Source organism: Novosphingopyxis sp. (assembly GCF_965218915.1).
In the GTDB taxonomy this organism is placed as follows: Bacteria; Pseudomonadota; Alphaproteobacteria; order Sphingomonadales; family Sphingomonadaceae; genus Novosphingopyxis.
In genome coordinates, this window is the sequence record NZ_OZ244708.1 from 970951 (window position 1) to 988339 (window position 17389).

The 17389-nt window shown below is 65.1% G+C and carries 19 protein-coding genes and 1 pseudogene; 2 read left to right on the forward strand and 18 right to left on the reverse strand.

Features of this window, described 5'->3' with window-relative positions:
• Positions 1 to 12: 12 nt before the first annotated feature.
• From ACOQPC_RS04510 to ACOQPC_RS04590, 17 genes are read right to left on the reverse strand one after another with little or no spacing between them, the layout of a single operon-like run.
• Complete coding sequence (locus tag ACOQPC_RS04510; protein WP_420607466.1) at positions 13 to 1443, reverse strand: conjugal transfer protein TraH; 1431 nt, start codon at positions 1441 to 1443, stop codon at positions 13 to 15.
• Positions 1433 to 2272 (reverse strand): conjugal transfer protein TraF, encoded by an 840-nt coding sequence (locus ACOQPC_RS04515; protein ID WP_420607467.1) that lies wholly within the window; start codon positions 2270 to 2272, stop codon positions 1433 to 1435. Before ACOQPC_RS04515 ends, ACOQPC_RS04510 begins: the two co-directional genes overlap by 11 nt.
• Positions 2269 to 3972, reverse strand: a complete 1704-nt coding sequence (locus tag ACOQPC_RS04520; RefSeq protein ID WP_420608063.1) for a conjugal transfer protein TraN — start codon at positions 3970 to 3972, stop codon at positions 2269 to 2271. Before ACOQPC_RS04520 ends, ACOQPC_RS04515 begins: the two co-directional genes overlap by 4 nt.
• Before the next feature lie 32 nt (positions 3973 to 4004).
• Positions 4005 to 4766 carry a type-F conjugative transfer system pilin assembly protein TrbC gene (locus ACOQPC_RS04525; RefSeq protein WP_420607468.1) on the reverse strand — a complete coding sequence of 254 codons (762 nt, stop codon included), beginning with the start codon at positions 4764 to 4766 and terminating at the stop codon, positions 4005 to 4007.
• On the reverse strand, positions 4763 to 5758 hold the full coding sequence (traU, locus tag ACOQPC_RS04530; RefSeq protein ID WP_420608064.1) for a conjugal transfer pilus assembly protein TraU: 996 nt from the start codon (positions 5756 to 5758) through the stop codon (positions 4763 to 4765). The genes ACOQPC_RS04525 and traU overlap by 4 nt, the downstream gene beginning before the upstream one ends.
• A 35-nt stretch (positions 5759 to 5793) precedes the next feature.
• Positions 5794 to 6402 carry a type-F conjugative transfer system protein TraW gene (gene traW, locus ACOQPC_RS04535; protein WP_420608065.1) on the reverse strand — a complete coding sequence of 203 codons (609 nt, stop codon included), beginning with the start codon at positions 6400 to 6402 and terminating at the stop codon, positions 5794 to 5796.
• Between the two features lie 17 nt (positions 6403 to 6419).
• Entirely contained in the window at positions 6420 to 6950 is a 531-nt protein-coding gene (locus ACOQPC_RS04540; protein WP_420607469.1) for a S26 family signal peptidase, read from the reverse strand.
• Complete coding sequence (locus ACOQPC_RS04545) at positions 6947 to 7345, reverse strand: TrbI F-type domain-containing protein (protein WP_420607470.1); 399 nt, start codon at positions 7343 to 7345, stop codon at positions 6947 to 6949. The genes ACOQPC_RS04540 and ACOQPC_RS04545 overlap by 4 nt, the downstream gene beginning before the upstream one ends.
• Entirely contained in the window at positions 7338 to 7754 is a 417-nt protein-coding gene (locus ACOQPC_RS04550) for a hypothetical protein (protein ID WP_420607471.1), read from the reverse strand. Before ACOQPC_RS04550 ends, ACOQPC_RS04545 begins: the two co-directional genes overlap by 8 nt.
• Complete coding sequence (gene traC, locus ACOQPC_RS04555; RefSeq protein ID WP_420607472.1) at positions 7754 to 10312, reverse strand: type IV secretion system protein TraC; 2559 nt, start codon at positions 10310 to 10312, stop codon at positions 7754 to 7756. Before traC ends, ACOQPC_RS04550 begins: the two co-directional genes overlap by 1 nt.
• Positions 10309 to 11013, reverse strand: a complete 705-nt coding sequence (locus ACOQPC_RS04560) for a hypothetical protein (RefSeq protein WP_420607473.1) — start codon at positions 11011 to 11013, stop codon at positions 10309 to 10311. The genes traC and ACOQPC_RS04560 overlap by 4 nt, the downstream gene beginning before the upstream one ends.
• Positions 11013 to 11882: a DsbC family protein gene (locus ACOQPC_RS04565; protein ID WP_420607474.1), complete on the reverse strand. Its 870-nt coding sequence runs from the start codon at positions 11880 to 11882 to the stop codon at positions 11013 to 11015. Before ACOQPC_RS04565 ends, ACOQPC_RS04560 begins: the two co-directional genes overlap by 1 nt.
• 3 nt (positions 11883 to 11885) lie before the next feature.
• Positions 11886 to 13217, reverse strand: coding sequence for a TraB/VirB10 family protein (locus ACOQPC_RS04570; RefSeq protein WP_420607475.1), 1332 nt, complete (start codon positions 13215 to 13217; stop codon positions 11886 to 11888).
• Positions 13217 to 14032, reverse strand: a complete 816-nt coding sequence (locus ACOQPC_RS04575; protein WP_420607476.1) for a type-F conjugative transfer system secretin TraK — start codon at positions 14030 to 14032, stop codon at positions 13217 to 13219. Before ACOQPC_RS04575 ends, ACOQPC_RS04570 begins: the two co-directional genes overlap by 1 nt.
• Positions 14029 to 14595: a type IV conjugative transfer system protein TraE gene (locus tag ACOQPC_RS04580; protein WP_420607477.1), complete on the reverse strand. Its 567-nt coding sequence runs from the start codon at positions 14593 to 14595 to the stop codon at positions 14029 to 14031. Before ACOQPC_RS04580 ends, ACOQPC_RS04575 begins: the two co-directional genes overlap by 4 nt.
• An 11-nt stretch (positions 14596 to 14606) precedes the next feature.
• Complete coding sequence (traL, locus tag ACOQPC_RS04585) at positions 14607 to 14894, reverse strand: type IV conjugative transfer system protein TraL (RefSeq protein ID WP_420607478.1); 288 nt, start codon at positions 14892 to 14894, stop codon at positions 14607 to 14609.
• 28 nt (positions 14895 to 14922) lie between these two features.
• Entirely contained in the window at positions 14923 to 15234 is a 312-nt protein-coding gene (locus ACOQPC_RS04590; RefSeq protein WP_420607479.1) for a hypothetical protein, read from the reverse strand.
• A 116-nt stretch (positions 15235 to 15350) separates the two neighbouring features.
• Here ACOQPC_RS04590 and ACOQPC_RS04595 point away from each other — a divergent pair, with 116 nt between their 5' ends.
• The gene (locus tag ACOQPC_RS04595) at positions 15351 to 16088 is read left to right on the forward strand and encodes a hypothetical protein (RefSeq protein ID WP_420607480.1); all 738 of its coding nucleotides are present in this window, start codon (positions 15351 to 15353) and stop codon (positions 16086 to 16088) included.
• Positions 16081 to 16314: a helix-turn-helix transcriptional regulator gene (locus ACOQPC_RS04600; RefSeq protein ID WP_420607481.1), complete on the forward strand. Its 234-nt coding sequence runs from the start codon at positions 16081 to 16083 to the stop codon at positions 16312 to 16314. The genes ACOQPC_RS04595 and ACOQPC_RS04600 overlap by 8 nt, the downstream gene beginning before the upstream one ends.
• Positions 16315 to 16807: 493 nt before the next feature.
• Here the strand turns inward: ACOQPC_RS04600 and ACOQPC_RS04605 are convergent.
• Positions 16808 to 17260: pseudogene (locus ACOQPC_RS04605) on the reverse strand (IS21 family transposase); the annotation flags it as partial.
• Between the last annotated feature and the right edge of the window lie 129 nt (positions 17261 to 17389).

Sequence of the window (17389 nt, forward strand, 5' to 3'; positions counted from 1 at the left end):
GATGTGTCGGCATCAGGGAACGAGCGCGCGGCTCTGGACGCCGCGCGACCAGTCGAGCGCGGCGGCCATCGAGGGCGACATCGAGCCGGCCAGCATGTTTTCGATCATCGCCGTCTTCTCGATGATCTGCATGATCGCCGACACCCGGGCCTGGCCGGTGGCCTGGCGCTGCGCGAGACTGGAGCGCACATCGGCGAGCTGGTGCCGCCAGATGGCGAGCTTGGCTTCGTCGGCGGCGATGAAGCTCGCCATCGAGCGCCCCGCTTCCGACACGATCCGCTCGAGCACCGCGAACAGCAGGTCGACGCTGGCGATCTCGGCCAGCGTATCGCGATCGTCGGTCGGCATGCCGCGCCCGAACGCGGCTTGCACAGTAAGGATCTTGTAGAGCGGCACCGAGGAGACCTGCAGCAATTCCTTCTCAGGATCGCCGATCGCGCGGTCGCTGCGGATCGCCTCGACCATGGCGCCGATGAGCTTGGCGACCCGCGGACGGATCGCCTTGGATGCGGCAAGGCTCATATTGCGGAAGGTCGGATTAAGACATTGATCCGCCTCGTCGCAGTCCAGCACCCGGATCGTCTGGCCCTGCGTCCCGTCGAGCAGCGCGGTCACCAGCGTCGAGGAGGCATCGCCCGCAAAGGCTACAAATTTGCCCGGCGCATCATCCTTGGGCGGGACGTAGATCACCGTGCCGATGAGCGTCATGGCATATTCGGCGAGCTCGCGGTCGAACTGGCCACCCGGATTGAAGAAGGCGGACTGTTTGAGGATATGCCAGCTATAGTTGCGGGGCACGGCGGGATTGACGTCGGCATAGACGGATCTGCCGTCGGCGACCGTGCTGGCGCGCTGGCCCTTCGTCCCGCAACCATGTTTGGCTGCGGCATAATCGGTAAAAATACCTTGCGAGTTGCCGATCGCCTCGCAGATCGCCTTGTCGGCGAGATCGCCCTTCGGCCAGACGCCGCCGACCAGCCCCTGCGCCATTTCGCAGCTGTTGATGTTGAGATTGTTCATCAGCTGCGCTTTTTGCGCAAATTCCTGCATCACCTTGGCGCATTCGGGGCAGACGGTATCGACCGCGAGGCTGAAGGCGAACCCGACCGCGTTGTTGGCGACGGCCTTGAGCATCGCGACCATCTCGCCGGCATTGATGAAAGAGAAACTGCCGGCGAAGATATCGATCCCCCCGCAGCCCGCGCGCGCCGAAGGGAGTTGCAGATTGGCGATACTGGTCGTCTTCTGCGGAAAGCGCGTCCACACGTTGCCGAGGCTGTAATAGCCCGCCGATTGGCCCTCGAACGCACTCGGGCCCGTGACATTGGCCGCGCCGCCCATCTCGTTCATGAACCGGTCCATGCTGGTTCCGACATCGGCCCCGACGGGCGCGGCGATCAGCGACGCGATAGCGAGAATGGCGGCGGTCTTTCTAAAAATCATGTCCGGCTTCCTTGGTGGTCAGGAGATAGATGCGGTCCTGCAGCTCGTCGGCCGACAGCACGCCGTAGCCGATCGGGATCGGACGCCGCGTCTTGCTGTCCCACAGGACGAGGGCAGGGGTGATGGCTGGCCGGAGGCCCATGGCCTCGCGCTGGCCGGTCTCGACGACATAGCCGGGAAAATGGCGCGACGGGCCGCCATCGGTCGAGATCGCGCGAATGGTGATATGCCAGCGGCTCGCCACCGACTTGACGATCGGGCTCATTACCTCGCAGGCACCGCAGCTCTGCGCGAAGAAATAGAATAATCCATAGCGCTCGGAGAGATGCGCCATCGCCGCGTCGCGGCTCGCGGACCTCGCATCCTGCCATTGCCGCTTGGCCAGCGTCGAGACCGGGCGTTCCAATGTGTAATCCAGCTCCGGATCCTGCCAGATCGCGCGTTGCCAGACATCCGAGAACAGCGAGGCGCGGTCGAGCTGCGCGCGCTGGAAGCGGATATAGGCGGTGACGTTGGCGGGGCTCGGATCGATGACCGCCCTGGCCTTGAGTTCGCGCAGCTCGGCGGTGAGCGCATCGAGCTGCGCGGTGGCGCTCGGCGGCGGCGCGGTTTTTTCCTGCCTTTGCTCAGGCTCCGGCTTGGGGCGCACGCAATAGAACCAGTAGCCGAGCTTGCGCTCCCGGCAGTAGAGCGCATCGGCGCTATCGGTCGCCCGGACATGCTCGGGCGCGCGCTCCTGTGCCAGCGCGCCGGTCGCCGGTGTCACCAAGAGCGCCAGCGCGATAGCCTTGGCGCTTTGCTTACAATAAGCCGCACGGGTCCCGGTCATCGGCCGCTCCGTTCGAAATAGTCGGTGATTTTCTGCTGGATCAGCGCGGAGGTCTCAAGCTCGTCTGGAAGCCGCGCGGCCTCGGTAAACTCGGCATAGACTTCCGAAAAATCCATTTCGCTGAGATCGAGCCGCGCGAACTCGTCCGTCGTGAACCCCGCGCACTGCTCGCTTTTCGCCTTGCCCCAGGGCTTGGGTAGCTGTTTGCGCCCCTGTTCCTGGAGGATGCGCGAGAGCTTCGATTCGAAGCAGCAATAGGCCTTGCGCTTGGTCGTGCAGATTCCGAGGATCTTGCCCGAGCAATAGCTGCCGATATAGGCGCACAGGCCTTTGGCATCGCGCTCGTGTAGCAGCACCTCCTCCTTATCGCAGCCCAGCGAGACCAGCAGGCCGATGCCCGGCACCAACGGAAAGCCCTTGCCCTTGCAGCAATTGATCAGGCCGAAGACCTGCGAAGAACAGGTTTCCCGGGTCCCCTTGAACAGCGTCAGGCTCGCCGGATCGAATTGCCCGCGCGCCTCGTCCATCGCATGGAGCGCGGTGACGGCGCCCGCGAACTCGTCATTGGCCTCGCGCTCGATCGTCTCGCACGAGCCGTCGATGCAATAGACATCGCCGTCGCAGACATATTGATTGGGAGCGGCGGTCGTGCCGGGCAGCGGGCATTCATAGACCCGCTCGGTGACCTTACAGGGTGTGTCCTCGCTCAGGCAATCGCCCCGCACGAACCGGCACGCGCTATTGGCCTCGATCTCGCCGCAGTCGTTGCCCGTCCGGCGCGTGGTGCACTGGTAGCTGCGCTGCCAGGCCCAGCAGGGCCGGGTCACCGGTACGCCGTCTATAATCCGCGTGACCGGATCGCTGCCGCTGCAGGTCTCCCCTTGGGGCGTGCAGTCGCTATCCTCTGCAAGCGCGCGGCACTGGCTGTCGTCCTTGGTGGTGGCGATGATTTTCTCGGTGGTGCTCCGAAACGGCGTCTGTCCGGCGACGGGCGCCTGGCAGCGCATTTCAGTGAGCGGATCGCCCGGCTCCACGCACCAGCGCGTCGGACCGCGCCCGGACCATTGCAGACATGGCCCGGGCCGCTGTCCCACCGCCTGACAGGCGGCGCGCTGGAACGGTTCGCAGGACGGCGCATCGCCGAAGCCGGTATCGCCGAACTTGCTGCACAGATAATGAAAGGCGGGCCGCGTTTCGACGCGCGCTTCGAGCGTGACCGTGCATGTCCGGGCGGCCTGTTCGATCACCATTCCCTTGTTGCACGTCGCAAAATAGCTGCCCGCCGAACCGGTTCCCGGCGGAAGCGGCACGCAGCGGCCCTGCGCGCCGCCGATGGCCATTCCGCTGGTATAGTCCAGCGGCGCCGCGTTGATCGCGCTCGCACGGGTCGTCGCCGCCTCGATGTCCCGCGCTTCGAAGCGCGCGCGGCGGCGCGCGCTATCGTCGATCGCGCGCTGTCCTTCATGGCGCGGGGCCGCGGCCTGCGCCTCGGCGGCGATGCGATCGGGATCGCGGGCGAGATCGCTCAAGCCTTGCGTCGCATTCGGATCGTAGCCTGGTACACGGTCCGCATCGGGCATGGTCGCGGCCGCATCGCGCGCCTTGCCCGCCTGTTCGCTAGCGAACGCCTTGCCGTCCGCCTTGGCCGACTCGCGGTTCTGCGCGCCGCCGGGCATGCCTGTCGTCAGGCATCCGATCATCGTAAGCAGCACTATGGTAATTTTCGTGACCCTCACTGGTCCTCTCCTTCGTTCAGGCGCGCGAGATGGAGCCTGGCCAGCGCGGCGCCGGGACCGCCGCCGCCCGCGAAACTTTCCAAAACGAACGCGACGCTCACATTGCCCGCCATGCGGTCGTGCGGCGGGACGGCGGGCGCGCAGTCGAACCCGTCGCACAGTTCGAAATCGCTGCCCGCCATCACGAATGTCGGGGCTGCTTGAACCGCGAACGCGCGAAACAGCCGCGGATCGATGCCGATCGCGGCAAACGCGTCGCCCTCGTCCCAAACTTGCGCGAGCCGCGCGCGCAACAGCTTGGCGCTGCCGCCGGGGAAGCCGCGCAGCACGGTGACGCCGCCCGCGCGCTTCATGTCGCGGGCCAGTGCTCTGAGCCCGGCGGGCGGCATCGACAGGCTGGCAAAGGCGATGAAGCGGGGCGCCGAACCGAAGTCCGCCTTGGCCGTCTCGGCAGCCCCAAGCACCATCGCATCGAAATCGAACGGCGCGCCGTTCTTGGCCATGGGACGTTTGGACAGGCTGGCCGCATAGCGTGCGGCATTGGCGCGCGCGTCATCTTCGACGTTGCGGCTGTCTTCCCGCAGCCGCTCCGCGCGCTGGCGAACCGTCGAAGCCAGATCCTCGGCTTCGGCTTGGTGCTCGGCGGCGTCGGCGCGGATCGCCTCGAGGTCGAGACCGGTGTCCTGCGCGGTCTGTGCGAGCGCGAGCCCGCCGAGGCCGGTGCCGAGAATAAGCGCGGGGAGGAGAAGCTTTTTCATAGCGCGCAGCAATTTCGTTTGCGCCAGACCAGATAGCCCATGTCCTCGCCGATCGCGGGCACGACCTGGCCTCTGGGCTGGAAGGTCGTGGACGCGCCGATCGGCGGGCAGGCATAGCGGCCTTTGGTCGCGGGATTGGGATTGGTCGCCTGGAAGCGATATTGCTGCTTCCTCATCACCGGCATCAGATATTTGCCGCACAGGCCCTTGGAGCCCATCGTGCCCCATGCCACGACCTCGCGGTGGAGCTTGTAGGCGAAGCGCGAGAGCACGAGCCGCGAGGCCTGGACATGGCCGATCGACGCCGAGACATTGCCGTTCATCGGATACATCGAGCCCTGGCAGCCCGCGCACCAGAACAACTCGTCGCTTGGCAGCTTGGTGGTCGCCGCGACGCAATCGGCGGCGCAGGCCGCCAAGGCGAGCGGATTGGCGAACAGTACCGCTTCGGGATTGATGAGCGCGGTGAGCTCGGAGTCCTGCCACAGCGGATCGAGTTCGCTCAAATAGAGGATATCGACCGAGCCGGGTTCGAGGCATAGGAAATCGGCCACGATCTCCATCCAGTAGATCAGCGGATAGGCATACCAGTGGACGTGCCAGCTCGAATAATATTGGCTGGCGCCTCCCACCGCCGACGGCCCGGAGATCGACCGGAAGCCGATGTCGAGCCCGGGATCGAGTTTGGTGCCACCGAGATTGACGAAGCACCAGGGTTTGAGGCTGACATCGGCGAGGCGCACCGGCTCCCAGAAACCCATGGCGATGCCGGGGCGCAGGCCGCACAGACATAAGGGGCTATCCGGATTGTCGGGATCGGGGCGGTTCGAGGGCCAGATGTCGAGCCCGCCGACCGAGATCGGAAACAGGCAGGACCAGCAGATGTCGGAGATCGGGTTGACGAATTTTCCGGTGCAGACGCCCGGACCCGCATCGGCGCGGGCGGGCGCGGCGAATGCGAGCATCGCCGCGATACAGCATAGAATATGCATCAGTGTTTTGCAGACATGCGGGAAAGGCTGGGGCGTCATTTTTGGGCTCCCGCTTTGGCCGGCAGCGCGACCTCGCTAACCTGAAGTTGCCGCCCTTCCTGGGCGACCCGCGCCGGCAGTGCGCCGATCCCGAAATGCTTCACCAGCTTTCCGCCCTGGTCGAAATAGAAGCGCCGCTTTCTGGCTTTCATCAGCGCGAGCGGCGCGCCGCGTGTCAGAATGAGCTTGGCCCGTGCGTTCTGCTGCAGCGCCCAGCCCAGTTGATCGGGATCGTCGCCGTCGATGAACAGCAGCGGCTCGCGCAGGGGCACGCTGTCCAGCGGATTGACCCGCGCACCCTTCGCCCAGATCAGCTCGCCCTTCGCGCCGCGGATATCGGCGGCAAGCGTGATGGTGGGATCGAAGGCCCAGCTGCGCGCTTGCGTGGCCGAGACCAGTCCCGCCACCGGTTCGGGCCGATTGACGCGCGCAATCGTGCGGCGTTTGAGTTCGGCATTGAGCCGTCTGGTTTCGCCGCTGGTTTCCATGGCGACGAGCCGCGACTGGATTTGCGCGAGCAGGTCGCGCTCGATCACCGGAAAGACGGCGCCCTGCTGGCCGTAGTCGCGCGCCTCGGTGGACGTCGCGATCCCGAGCAGGCACATACTGATGAGGAGCTTTCTCACAGGATCGTTCTCCCGCTGCCGAGGATCTGGCCCGCACAGACGAATCCGATCGCCGCATAGCGGCTGTCGAAGCCATCCGGATGATGGCTTCCGGCATAATAGCAGCGCTCGGGCACGCGGCCTTGGGGGCCGCGCGCGAGGGGCACACCGAGGCGCGTAACCGGCTTGGTCGTAGCGACCAGATGTCCGTTGATGAACACGCGTGACCCGCGGTGGGTGACGACATCGCCCGGCATGCCCAGCACGCGCTTGCCGAACAGATGCGGCTTTTTGCCGAAATGCCGTGCGAGCAGGTCGGAGCGCGGCGGCTCAAAAAAAATGAGACTGCCGCGCTGCGGCACCGCATGCCTGTCGAGCCAGAACGCCCAGTGCGGCAGGCTCGGGCTGGCATTGATGAGAAGCGCATGATCGTCCTGGAACGCGGTGAGCGGCGCGTAGGCGAGCGAGAGCGCCAGAACCGCGGTCAGCAGCAGCGGGCGCTTGAGGCGCGTTGCGGTGTTGCGCAGCGACTGTTCGATCCGGTTCATGGGCGCTGCTCCGCGCCCGTGCCCGCAGCGATACGCGCGGCGATCCGCGCCTCGAGTTCGGCGGTTGCGTCGGGCGCATCGCCCGCCAGAACTGCCTCGGCGACCAGCACGATCCGTCCGTCCCGGCCCATGTCCCGGACCGCGCCGTCGGCGGCCTTGAGATAGGCCAAAGTGCGCAAACGGCTCGCCGCGCCATCGCCGCCAGCGCGCGCCTCGCGCTCGACGAACGCCCCCATGGTCTGCGCGAGCCGCACGGTGACGATCTGGGGTTTAAGGGGCTCGTTCAACTCGCGGCTGACCCAGGCCATCCACAGGGCGAGCGTGACCGCGACGAGCATCAGCAGCGCCGGTTTAAGTGTGGCAAGCAAATTTGTTGCCCATTTGTTCTTATTCATCCCCGCCTCCTTGCGTCTGCGAATGATCCAGCGATCGTGCGATCTCGCGAACCAATCCAGGCAGGCGCAGACAGGCGACGAGCCCTGCCAGCGCGGCAAAAGTGATCCTGAGATCGGTCGAAAAGACGATCCGCGCCGCCGGCGAGGCGGCGAGATAATGGCCCGCGAGATTGCCGAGCTGCGCGAACAGGATATGCAGATCCCAGCCCGCGAGCAGCAGAAAGACGAACAGCGGCAGGCCGAGCACGAGCAGGACGGTCGATAGCGCGAAGCGCGTGCCGACGAGGAAGATCGTGCAGCCGGCCTGCGCCGCACGCTTCCAGCGGATGTGGGTGCTTCGTTCGCGCTCGGCGGGAGGCCGGGTTTGCTCCACAAGACGATCGAGCGGTGTTGCGAACTGGCAGGGCATCAGCGGACTTCCTTGTTCGGGCCATTCTCGGCGACGATGCGGATGGCATCGGCGAGACTCGCGCCTCGATCCTGTTCGCTCTGGATCGCGGCATAGACATTGGGGGATGACGAAAAGATCGTCGCCGAAAAGGGATCGAGCACGAGCCGACCGATCGCCTCGGTGTCCGGGCCTTTTATAAAGACCTCGCTATATTCGCTGCCCGAGCGCTTGAGGCTGCGGATCAGCGTCTCGGTGCGGTCGTCCATGTCGAGCCGGTCGTTTTTGCGAAAATCGGCGATCGTCTCGGCCTTTTGCTGGAGCACCAGCATCCAGTCGCTGTTCTCCAGTGCGGCGCGCGCGCCGTCCGACTTGTAATAGTCGTTCAAGGATTGCGTGGCGGTGGCGAGCGCGCCGCCATATTTGCGCGCGGTGCGGGCATAGGTCTCGACGAACTCGCCCATCGAGCCGCCCTTCAGCATCGACCAGGCTTCGTCGATCAGCAGCAGCTTCCGGCGCGCGCGCGAACCACGCGTCATCGCCTGGCCGGTCATGAACATGATCGCCGAGAGCATGACGCTGCGCAGCTCCTCGCGCGAGGCGAGATCGGACATTTCGAAGACGGTGAAGTCATCGTCGAGCGTGAGGGTCGCGGGGCCGCTGAAGAAGCCGCCATAGCTGCCGCCTTTCCGGTAAGGCGCGATCGCCAGCGCGAGATCGGCCGCGACCGGATTGTCGGTTCCGGTCAGCGCTTGCCCGACATCGTCGATGCTTGCTTTATTGCCGAGCCGGTCCCACACCCCGGTCACCGCCTGGTCGATCAGGCCGCGCTCGGTATCGCTGGGCGCTTCGCCGTGGCGCGCCATCTGCGCCAGGATCGCCTTGATCATCGCGAAGCAGTCGAGCCGATAGTCCTCGTCCGCTTCCGCCTTTGCTTCGTCTACAATCGAAAAGGGATTTAGCGAAAAGCCCGATTTCAGGGTGAACTCGACGAAGCGGCCGCCCTGCAATTTCACCGAATGCTCGAACGAGCGGCCGTCATCGATGACGACGACCTTGGCGCCCGCGCCGCGCAGGGACGCGCAGAGCTCCTGCAACAACACCGACTTGCCCGATCCCGATTTGCCGCAGATCGCGACATTGTGATTGCCCGCCTCGTTCTCGAACGGCGACCACCAGAAGGGCTGGCCGCGCCGTCCGAGCAGCAGGAGATGCGGGATCGGTCCGCCCAGAAACTCGCCCTGCACCGGCGCGATATGCGCCGCGGTGGCCGAGAGCATCGTCTTCAGGCGTTTGAGGCGTTTGAGATCGGCTCCAAGCCCGTCGGCGAGGCTGAGCGGCATGGCTGCGATGAGGCCGTGGAGCTGCAGAAACCGCTCGTCGGCCAGATCCCAGCCCGCCGCCTTGTAGATCGCCTTGATCACGCGTTCATGCGCATCGCCCTGGCCCATGGGCGAATAGCTCGTGATCCCGTGGAATAGCTGGACGAGCTTCTTGCCCGCCTGCAGTTCGGCCTGGACATGCGCCCATTCGGAAGACTGCTCGGAGAGTTTGGGCAGGAACCGCGCGCTTTTGGTTTGCGAAAGACTGGTCGTGCGCATGAACTTGTAGCCCGCGCGCGCGGACGCGGCGTCCTGGTCGGGATAGACGAGGCAGAGGATGGTCGCGGCGGGGCAGGGGAAGCGCAGCTTGTCGGTGAACATGTCGCCGATCAGCCGCGCGCATTCCCACGGCGCCCAGCGTTCGGGCATCGAACGCACGCCAAAATGACGCAGGTCGAACCGGTCGGGATAGGTCTCGCCCATTTGCGGAATACCGTTGGCGTCGCGGCCCGTCTCGCGGAAGCGTTCGGTGCGCAAGAGCAGCCGGTCGTCCGCGACCTCCAGTTCGATGTCGCGCCGGATCGCCTGGGAGGCGATCGGATCGAGCGGATTGTAGACCAGATCATCCTCGCTGCGCGCGGTGGTCGGCGAGGTGAGATCGTCGACGAGCGCGATCAGCTCCGGCGGCGCCATTTCGCGCGCGTTCGCGCCCAGCGATTCGAGCATGCCGATGAGGCCGTCCCGGCACTGGACGAGCTCGCTATCCTCCGCGGAGCCCGGCACTGGTACGCCGAGCGAGATCACGAGCCGGTGGCACCGCGCATGGAATGGCGCGTGCGCCGAGCCGCTGTCCCAGACCAGATCGTAGAGCCGGGCGGCGCGGGTGCGCGCCATCGCCTCGTAGATGCCGCCCTGTTCGTAGCGCGCCGCGAACCAGGGCGCGACGACGCTGCCGATCCGTGGGCTGGCAAAATGGAGGATCTGGAGGCAGGCGCCCGGCGGCATGCCTTCGGACAGGAACTGTCCGAGGATCTCGCCGGTGCGCTCGTCCGCGCCGATCAGCGGGGTGACCGACAGAATGAACCCTTTGGAGCGGGCGTTGCGGTAAAGCCGGGGTGCTTCGTCGAACACGCGGTAGGGCAGCCAGTCCGAGAGCATGTCGAGCTGGAGGGCGGGCCGCGCCGGCTCGGCCTGCGCCGTGTCACCGAACAGGCTGCCGAGCAGCCTATCGCGTGCTTGTCTGAGGAAAAGCGTCATGGCCGCTTCTCTTGGCTCGCGCGCGCCTTTGCGGCCTCGATCGCCTCGATGCTTGGCAATCCTTCGAAGGAAGGATCGCCGCTGTCTGGATGAGGGGCCAGGTCATGCCGGGGAGGAAACATGCCCGGCCCCTCGGTTCCCGGCAGGAGAGGACCGGGAACTGCCTGGCTTTGCTGCGAGGGGGAGAACAGCTCGCCAGACAAGGGGGAAAAGGGGGTGGTAGTGTCGAAGGCATCGTCTGCCAGCGGCGACGGTTCGGTTTCGGCGGTTCGCGGATCGGTGGCGGCTTCGCCATACGGAGCGAGGTCCAGAGCAAGGCGGCGCGCGATTTCACGCGCGCTGCGGGGCACCGCATGATCCCGCCAAGTGGGTTCATCGAGCGCGACGCGCACGATGCGCGGCTCGTGCTCATTGCCGTCCGCGTCGCGGTACCCTGCGAGCACGATTTTGAGCATGCGCCGCGAGGGCGCGGCCCCGACGCCGTGCAAAGCATCACGCGCGGCGGAAGCCGCACCTTGCGGCGCGGTGCCTGCGTCCATGCCGGTTGCCGCAGCATCGATCGCCGAAGTCGGCGCGCAGCTGCCCTGCGGCGCGCGGCAGGCGAAACTGCCGCTGACATTGGTGCCGAGGCTGGCGCACGCGCCGAGCACCATCAGGCCGGAGGCAGCAAGAGCGATACGGAACGTCAGGAGGCGGCGCATCAGCGAAGTCCATCCTGCCGAGAGCTAAGCCCCATGAAGCGGCGGATCTCGGCGGCGCCGCGATAGCCTTGCAGCACCGCGCCGTCGCTGGCCCGCACCATCACCGGCGTGCCGGAAAAGCCATGGGCCTCGGCGAACGCCTCGTTGGCGTCCAGACCCTTGGGCGTGCAGCCCTTCTCGCGCTTCGGCGCGGTTCCGGCGTAGGCGCCGTGGAGCGCGGCCACCGGATCGGCGGCACACAGCACGGCTTCCGACAGCGCCCGGCTTTCCAGTCCGAAGATCGAGATCGGACGTTCCTCGACATGGACGCCAGTTTTGGCGAGTTCGGCCGTCAGTTTTTGACAATAGCCGCACTTGAAATCGGAAAAGACGACGAGGCGCGGCCCGTCCAGATCGCCCCAGTGGATCGCGCCGTGCGCCGGGAGACTTTCGAGGCTCACCTTTTGCGACGCAGGCTTGGGAGACGTCTGCTCAGTAGGCTCGGCGCTCGGAGCGCTGCCCGCCAGCATGTCGGGGTTGATTTCCAGAAGCCGCGCGGCGGTCAGATCGCGGCGCGTCTCCATGTCGTAGAGGCGGCCGACCACCAGAAAGCGCGCGTGCCTGTCGACATAGAACAGGGTCTTGCCCGAGACCACTTCGCACAGGCCGCCGAACCCCTTGCAGGTCAGGCTGGAGACGGGGGTTTTGGGCAGGCGCAGCTTGATCGCGGCGGTGACGTCCCGGGCGAGTTCGCTGGCGCGCGCAGGCGCGGAGGTGACCGCCGCGACCGCCAGGCCGGTCGTGGCAATGCCGCTGGCGAGCGCCAGCGCAATGGCGGCGGCCCTGGTCTTGCCGCAAAGCCGGTGGTTTGAATATCGGGAAATAGTCATTGTTTATTTGCTCCTTTTGCTGCGCACCTGGACGCCGTCGAGAAACACGATCTCGACTTCGATGCCGGTCGGCATTTCGACAACGGGTTGATATTGCTCGGCGCGTTCGATCAGATATTTGCTCACCGTGTCGGCGGCTTCCCCGGCACCCTGGCCGAGCCCGCCCGCGAGAATATCGCCGCCCGAGAGACCGGCGCGCTTGCCGTCCGCGCCGATCGAGCCTGTAAAAATGCTATTGGCATTGGCCGAGAAGCCGCGGCCGAACCCGCCGACGATGCCGGCGAGCAGCGCCTGGGAGACGAGGCTACCCTCGCGGCTGACGACGCGGCCGCGCACTCCCGACTTGCCGGCAAAGCTGATGAACCCCTTGACCTCGCTGACGGCATAGCGTCCGCCCGGCTGCGCGCAGGTCATGCGAGCCAGTTTGACATAGACCTTTTCCGAAGACAGATCGCCGCGCGCCGCGCCATTGACGAGACAGCCGGTGATGTCGGTGGTGAGCAGCTTGCCGTGCCGCATCACCGAGCGCGCGGGGCCGGTGATGCGCAGCACCACCGGAAGCGGATCGGTCTGGCTGGCAACGCCCACCGAGGCGTCGACCCCGACGATGACCCGGGCCGGCGCGTAGCTGTTGGGCGGCAGATAGTCGGCACTGTCTTCGAGCAGCAGCGGCGGTATCGCCGATCCTGCCGCCGCCGGTGCCGCTTTCGCGTCCGAGGCTTTTGTAAAGCTGAGCAGGCTGACCTTGGGCTCGCCCGTATCGCCGCCCGGCCCTGGCGCCGCATCGGCAGGGGACTGGACCGCGCCGGGTCCATAGGTCCCGGCTTGCGGGCCATAAGACGGGGCAAGCGGGGCAGGGGGTTCGGCCGCGTTCGATGCGCTGCGTTGCAGCTCCGATTTAAGCGCGCCGTTTTCCGCCGAGATCGCATCGATCGCGGCCTGGCCGTCGCTGCGCATTTGCGCGTTTTCGACACGCAGCGCCTCGAGTTCCTGCTCGATCTCAGGCCGTGGCAATTGCGCGTCCTTCAGCGCCTTTTGCTCGCGCGACAGCGCATCGAGCCGATTGCCGTAGCTCGCCACGAACTCGCGCTGCGACAGGTCGCGGTTGACGAGGCCGCCGGTATCGATGGTGACCGGCGCGTCCGGGGAAGAGGGATCGGACGCATCGTCACCGCCCAGGATGAACCAGCCGCCGCCGATCAGCGCGAGACCGCCGATCCCGGCGAGCAGCATTTTCTGGCGCTGCGCGATCTGGCGGTTGAGCGAGCCGCGCGCGGTCTGGCGCTCGGGCGCAGCGCCCTCGGCGCTCGGCATGCCGGAAGGTTGAATAGCCATCAGTCCAGCCCTCCGCGCTCGAATACGAGAAATGCGCTGGCGGTCTGGCCCGGCGCGAGACTGTCGGCACCATAGGCAAAGGCGAGTGCGTCGACGGGTGGTTCGCGTTCCTCGCTCAGGATAAGCGTGGCTTTGCCGCGGTTGCGGATCGTAAAATGCTGTCCGGCAAGCGAACTGCCGATATATTCGGCGACCAGTTGGACCTCGAGGCCGTCGGTCTCCCGCGGCCGTCCGATCTCGTGGCGCGCGGTAAAACCGGGGAGCACTGCATCGCTCGCCATCGCCTCGATCAGCCGGATCGCGGCATCGTCGGGTCCGGTCTGGCGCTCCCATTCCTGCGCTTCGCTCGATTTGAGCGCGGGATTGGAGATGAAGATCTGACTCGCCTCCTCACCTTTGGCGCGGCAGGCGAACTTGTAGACATAGCCGTGCGTGCTGGTGGCGAAGAAGGTGACGCTGTCCGACGCAAATAGCGGCGGGATGGATATATAGATGTCGCCGCGCACCGGCTCGTGCGTTACCGTGAAATCATTATAGGGATAGGCGCTGGCGATCTTGGAGACATTGGCGAAGCCGTCGCCCATCAGCGATATTCGCGTCAGCTGTTCGCGCGAAAGCACACAGTCGATCCGGGCATTGTCGGCGGCCTCGACGAACTGGTCGGCGCGCGCCGGACCGGCGGTTAGCGCGAACGCAACGAGTGCAAGGCCGACGGGCTTCAGACCGCAGTCGATGGACTTGGCGGCGCCCAGGCCAATGCTGGCAAGGCCGGTGCCGGCAAGCGCGGCAGCGCAGGTGGAAGTAAGCAGGCTCATGTTCTGTCCTTCTGTTCGATGGGCGCCTGCGCGAAGCCGGCGAGCGCGAGGCTGAGACCGCGCTGGGTCCAGCGAAAGGTGAAGCGGCGCTCCTCGCTCGCGATCACTTGGGCGCCGACAAAGGTCTTGAGCGTGCCGCTGACTTCCGAGGTCAGCGCCTTGGGATCGACGCTCAGCGAATTGATCATGAAGGCCTGGGCGACGTCCGAGCCGCGCTGTTCCTCGACGATCTTGACGAGCTCGGCTTTCAGCGCGCCATGCGCCGCCGGATCGGCGAGTTGGAGGATTGCGCTCATCCAATAGTCGAGCGCCTGCGGCGAGCGGTTGAGCAGCATCAGCGCGGTATCGCGGGTGACGAGCTCGAGATAGCTCGCGGTGACCCCGGCGCTGGAGACCGTCATCCGCTGCGTGGCTATCGGGACCAGCACGACCTCGCGGTCGCGGGTGGCGGCAACACCGAACGAAACCAGGCTGGAAAGAGCGAGCAGTCCGGCGACGAGTGCGAGCCGGTTGCGCTGGCGCAGATGGCTTTGCGCGGTTTGATGGGCGATCTGTGCTTGCATGGATTTGGTCCTCAGCCGACCAGTAGACGGCAATAGGAGGGCGGCGTGGCCTTCAGCCCCAGAAAGGAGCCGGGCAGATACCAGTAGGCGGCATGGATCAGCTTCGAGCCCGCATTCCCTGACTTGGCCTTCCGCAAGGCGAACCAGGCGACAAACGAGAGCGCGATGCCGATGAAGACATGCTGCGCGAGAATGCCCCAGGCGAACGGAACGAGAAGCCCTATGAACTCGTCGATCGTCCAGAAACCGATGAGCTCGGGATCGTCCAGACGCCTGGGAATGATATAGCTGCCGGTCATGTGCCGCCCTCCTGCCGATGAGGTGCGATTAGATGACCGCGGTCACGACGCTGGTGACGATCGGCACGCCGGTGCCTACGCCAATGCCGACACCGACCGGGACCGCGACCTGGCCGAGCGAGAAGCGCCCCGAAGCGAGGCCGATAAGGCCGCCCGCGAGGCTGAGCACGGTGATGATCTTGCCGCCCGAACCTTCGAGGAAGTCGGTGAACTTGGCGAGCGCCGGATCGAACGTATTGTCGGCCCCGGCAAAGGCCGCACCCGCGCAGGCCAGCGCGACGCAGCCGGGAAGGATGTAGTCGGCGAGCGGGCGCCGCTTTTTGAGGGCATTGGTCTTCATGAAGGTCACTCCAGTGAAAGCATGCAGCGATATCGTTCGCTGTATGTTCTGAATGACCCAAAGGCTGGCCTGTAGGAAAACAGGAAATGCCGAGAGACCGATCGGCCAAGCAAAAAATGCCCATCGAGCGGTTTGAGGGCGAAAATTGCGTTGGCGATGACGCACGGTGCGCCGGTCGTGCAGGACTGCGCGCGAAGGCTACCGGCAATCGCGCGGGCCGAGCCGGAATTTGCGCGAATCATGGCGTGATGCGATTCGCGGTTTCCTATATGTTCCTTTTATGTTCTTTTCGTTTTCCTACAGCCATCGGCGCGGCGTACCTCGTGAGTCGTGGTTCGAATGGCAAGGAAAGGAACAAGGCCATGATGGATATAACGCTCTATGATGAGGTGCTGGTTCGCGCCGACCTCGCGGAATTGCTCGTCGCCGCGGTCGAACGGAGCGGGCGCGCCCGCTGCGACATCGCGCGCGACGCCGCCATTCACAAGGACGCGCTCCGGCGCATACTGACAGGGACGCGCTCGGCCAGCATCGGCGAAGCGCTGCGGCTCATGGCCGCTTGCGGTGTAGCGCCCAGCGCGCATCTGCTGCTGTTTCTGGTGGCCGGCGCCGACCGCTCGTCGCGCTGGCTCCAGTCCGACCTGGCGCTGTTTTTCGAGGAGCTGGTGTGTGAACTGCCGTCGGCGCTCGAACGTGTCCTGGGAAACCAGATCCACGATGTGAAACCGCGCTGGGCGAAGGGCACCGCGCAACGGGTCGCTCGGCTGCTATCGGATCATATCGAAGAGCTTGAACGCAAGGATGCGCTGCTAGTTGACATTTACGCTGGATCGCATGGAGGCGTTCATGCCTGAGCAGAACGAAGTAACGAACGAAGGCGAACCGCGCCGCGTCGCCCGGCTGATCCGGCTCAAGGAGGTTCAGCATCGCGTCGGGCTTGGCCGATCCACAATCTATCGCTGGATGAGCGAGGGGAAGTTTCCGAAGCCGGTGCAGATTGGTGGCTATATTGTGGCTTGGCCAGAAGAAGTTATTGACGAATGGGTAAATCGCCTCGCAGAAGTTCGGCGACTCGGTTGAGTTTCGAGAAACGACTGGGGCAATAGTCATTCGTCTCTGACATTAGCGTTACTTTGGCAAATTTGAACTTTTGAGGCTTCCCGGAGCGATGTTTCGCTGATTCATAGGGAGTGAGCTTTGATGGAGACTGGTTATGGCAGAGAATTGACGGTGCAATCTCGAGGTTTGGCTGAAGCCGTTTGTGTTGGCGCTTCAGCACGAGACGCGTTCTAGGATGTGTCCGGCTTAGATCGCTGGTTTGATAAGCCTTGGCGATCGCAAGAGCGTGCAGCCTACGGCGGCACGCACCTCGGAAGCGAGCTGTGACCAACTAGACATTTCGTAGCGAGGGACCTATGGGGTGAAGGTGCGATGGAAGCAGCTTTGCTTGCCAAAGCGGACCGCATGATAGGTGTAAGGATGCCTGGCGGATTATCGATGATTCGGCCTAGCCGAAGAAGGGAAAGCATTCGGTCGGCGTCGCCCCGCAATATGCCACGGTGCTGAGCAAGAATGCCAACTGCCAGATGCTGGTATGGACGACCGTCACCCGCATCGGCTTACCGGCGATCTCCACGTCTTCGTGGCTCCAGTCGAACTGGTAGGCCTCGCCCGGCCTGAACTTGAGCGGGATGAACGCTGCCACCCCCTCTCCAAGGTCCTTGCGCCAGGCTTCCGACCAGCGGACGGCGTAGCTCCGGACCGCATCATAGGAACCCTTGAAATCCTCCCGTCGCAGCAGATCGTGGATGCGTGTCATTCGCAGCTTGTCGCGCCGGGGTCGGGCCTCGTTCTTCGCCAGCTTTGTGTCGAGTTGCTCCTGATACGAACCGATCTGCGGCAACGGCTGCACCGCCCGCTGATTATCGGACGTGCCTTCGGGCGCTCGGACCGCCGTGCGGACGACCTTGCGCGACACATGCAAATCCCGCGCGATCGCCTTGATTGCCCTAAATTCCAGCAGAATGGGCCTCCGGCATACTCGCGCCGAATGCGAACCGCTGTCTCAGCCAACTTCCCGATCTCGCCAACTGACAATCCAGTCGGCCTTTTAAACCATCGAAATGAGGGGCCCCATCTAGACCCCGATCATCCC

Excerpts from the sequence above, each read along its gene's own strand:
- ACOQPC_RS04595 (WP_420607480.1), top strand. The coding sequence starts at position 15,351 with ATGCCCATCGAGCGGTTTGAGGGCGAAAATTGCGTTGGCGATGACGCA.
- traU (WP_420608064.1), bottom strand. The coding sequence starts at position 5,758 with ATGCATATTCTATGCTGTATCGCGGCGATGCTCGCATTCGCCGCGCCC.
- ACOQPC_RS04565 (WP_420607474.1), bottom strand. The coding sequence starts at position 11,882 with ATGACTATTTCCCGATATTCAAACCACCGGCTTTGCGGCAAGACCAGG.
- ACOQPC_RS04570 (WP_420607475.1), bottom strand. The coding sequence starts at position 13,217 with ATGGCTATTCAACCTTCCGGCATGCCGAGCGCCGAGGGCGCTGCGCCC.
- ACOQPC_RS04540 (WP_420607469.1), bottom strand. The coding sequence starts at position 6,950 with ATGAACCGGATCGAACAGTCGCTGCGCAACACCGCAACGCGCCTCAAG.
- ACOQPC_RS04600 (WP_420607481.1), top strand. The coding sequence starts at position 16,081 with ATGCCTGAGCAGAACGAAGTAACGAACGAAGGCGAACCGCGCCGCGTC.
- ACOQPC_RS04510 (WP_420607466.1), bottom strand. The coding sequence starts at position 1,443 with ATGATTTTTAGAAAGACCGCCGCCATTCTCGCTATCGCGTCGCTGATC.
- traW (WP_420608065.1), bottom strand. The coding sequence starts at position 6,402 with ATGTGCCTGCTCGGGATCGCGACGTCCACCGAGGCGCGCGACTACGGC.
- ACOQPC_RS04580 (WP_420607477.1), bottom strand. The coding sequence starts at position 14,595 with ATGCAAGCACAGATCGCCCATCAAACCGCGCAAAGCCATCTGCGCCAG.
- ACOQPC_RS04575 (WP_420607476.1), bottom strand. The coding sequence starts at position 14,032 with ATGAGCCTGCTTACTTCCACCTGCGCTGCCGCGCTTGCCGGCACCGGC.
- ACOQPC_RS04560 (WP_420607473.1), bottom strand. The coding sequence starts at position 11,013 with ATGCGCCGCCTCCTGACGTTCCGTATCGCTCTTGCTGCCTCCGGCCTG.
- ACOQPC_RS04550 (WP_420607471.1), bottom strand. The coding sequence starts at position 7,754 with ATGCCCTGCCAGTTCGCAACACCGCTCGATCGTCTTGTGGAGCAAACC.
- ACOQPC_RS04545 (WP_420607470.1), bottom strand. The coding sequence starts at position 7,345 with ATGAATAAGAACAAATGGGCAACAAATTTGCTTGCCACACTTAAACCG.
- ACOQPC_RS04525 (WP_420607468.1), bottom strand. The coding sequence starts at position 4,766 with ATGAAAAAGCTTCTCCTCCCCGCGCTTATTCTCGGCACCGGCCTCGGC.
- traC (WP_420607472.1), bottom strand. The coding sequence starts at position 10,312 with ATGACGCTTTTCCTCAGACAAGCACGCGATAGGCTGCTCGGCAGCCTG.
- traL (WP_420607478.1), bottom strand. The coding sequence starts at position 14,894 with ATGACCGGCAGCTATATCATTCCCAGGCGTCTGGACGATCCCGAGCTC.
- ACOQPC_RS04515 (WP_420607467.1), bottom strand. The coding sequence starts at position 2,272 with ATGACCGGGACCCGTGCGGCTTATTGTAAGCAAAGCGCCAAGGCTATC.
- ACOQPC_RS04590 (WP_420607479.1), bottom strand. The coding sequence starts at position 15,234 with ATGAAGACCAATGCCCTCAAAAAGCGGCGCCCGCTCGCCGACTACATC.
- ACOQPC_RS04520 (WP_420608063.1), bottom strand. The coding sequence starts at position 3,972 with ATGATCGGATGCCTGACGACAGGCATGCCCGGCGGCGCGCAGAACCGC.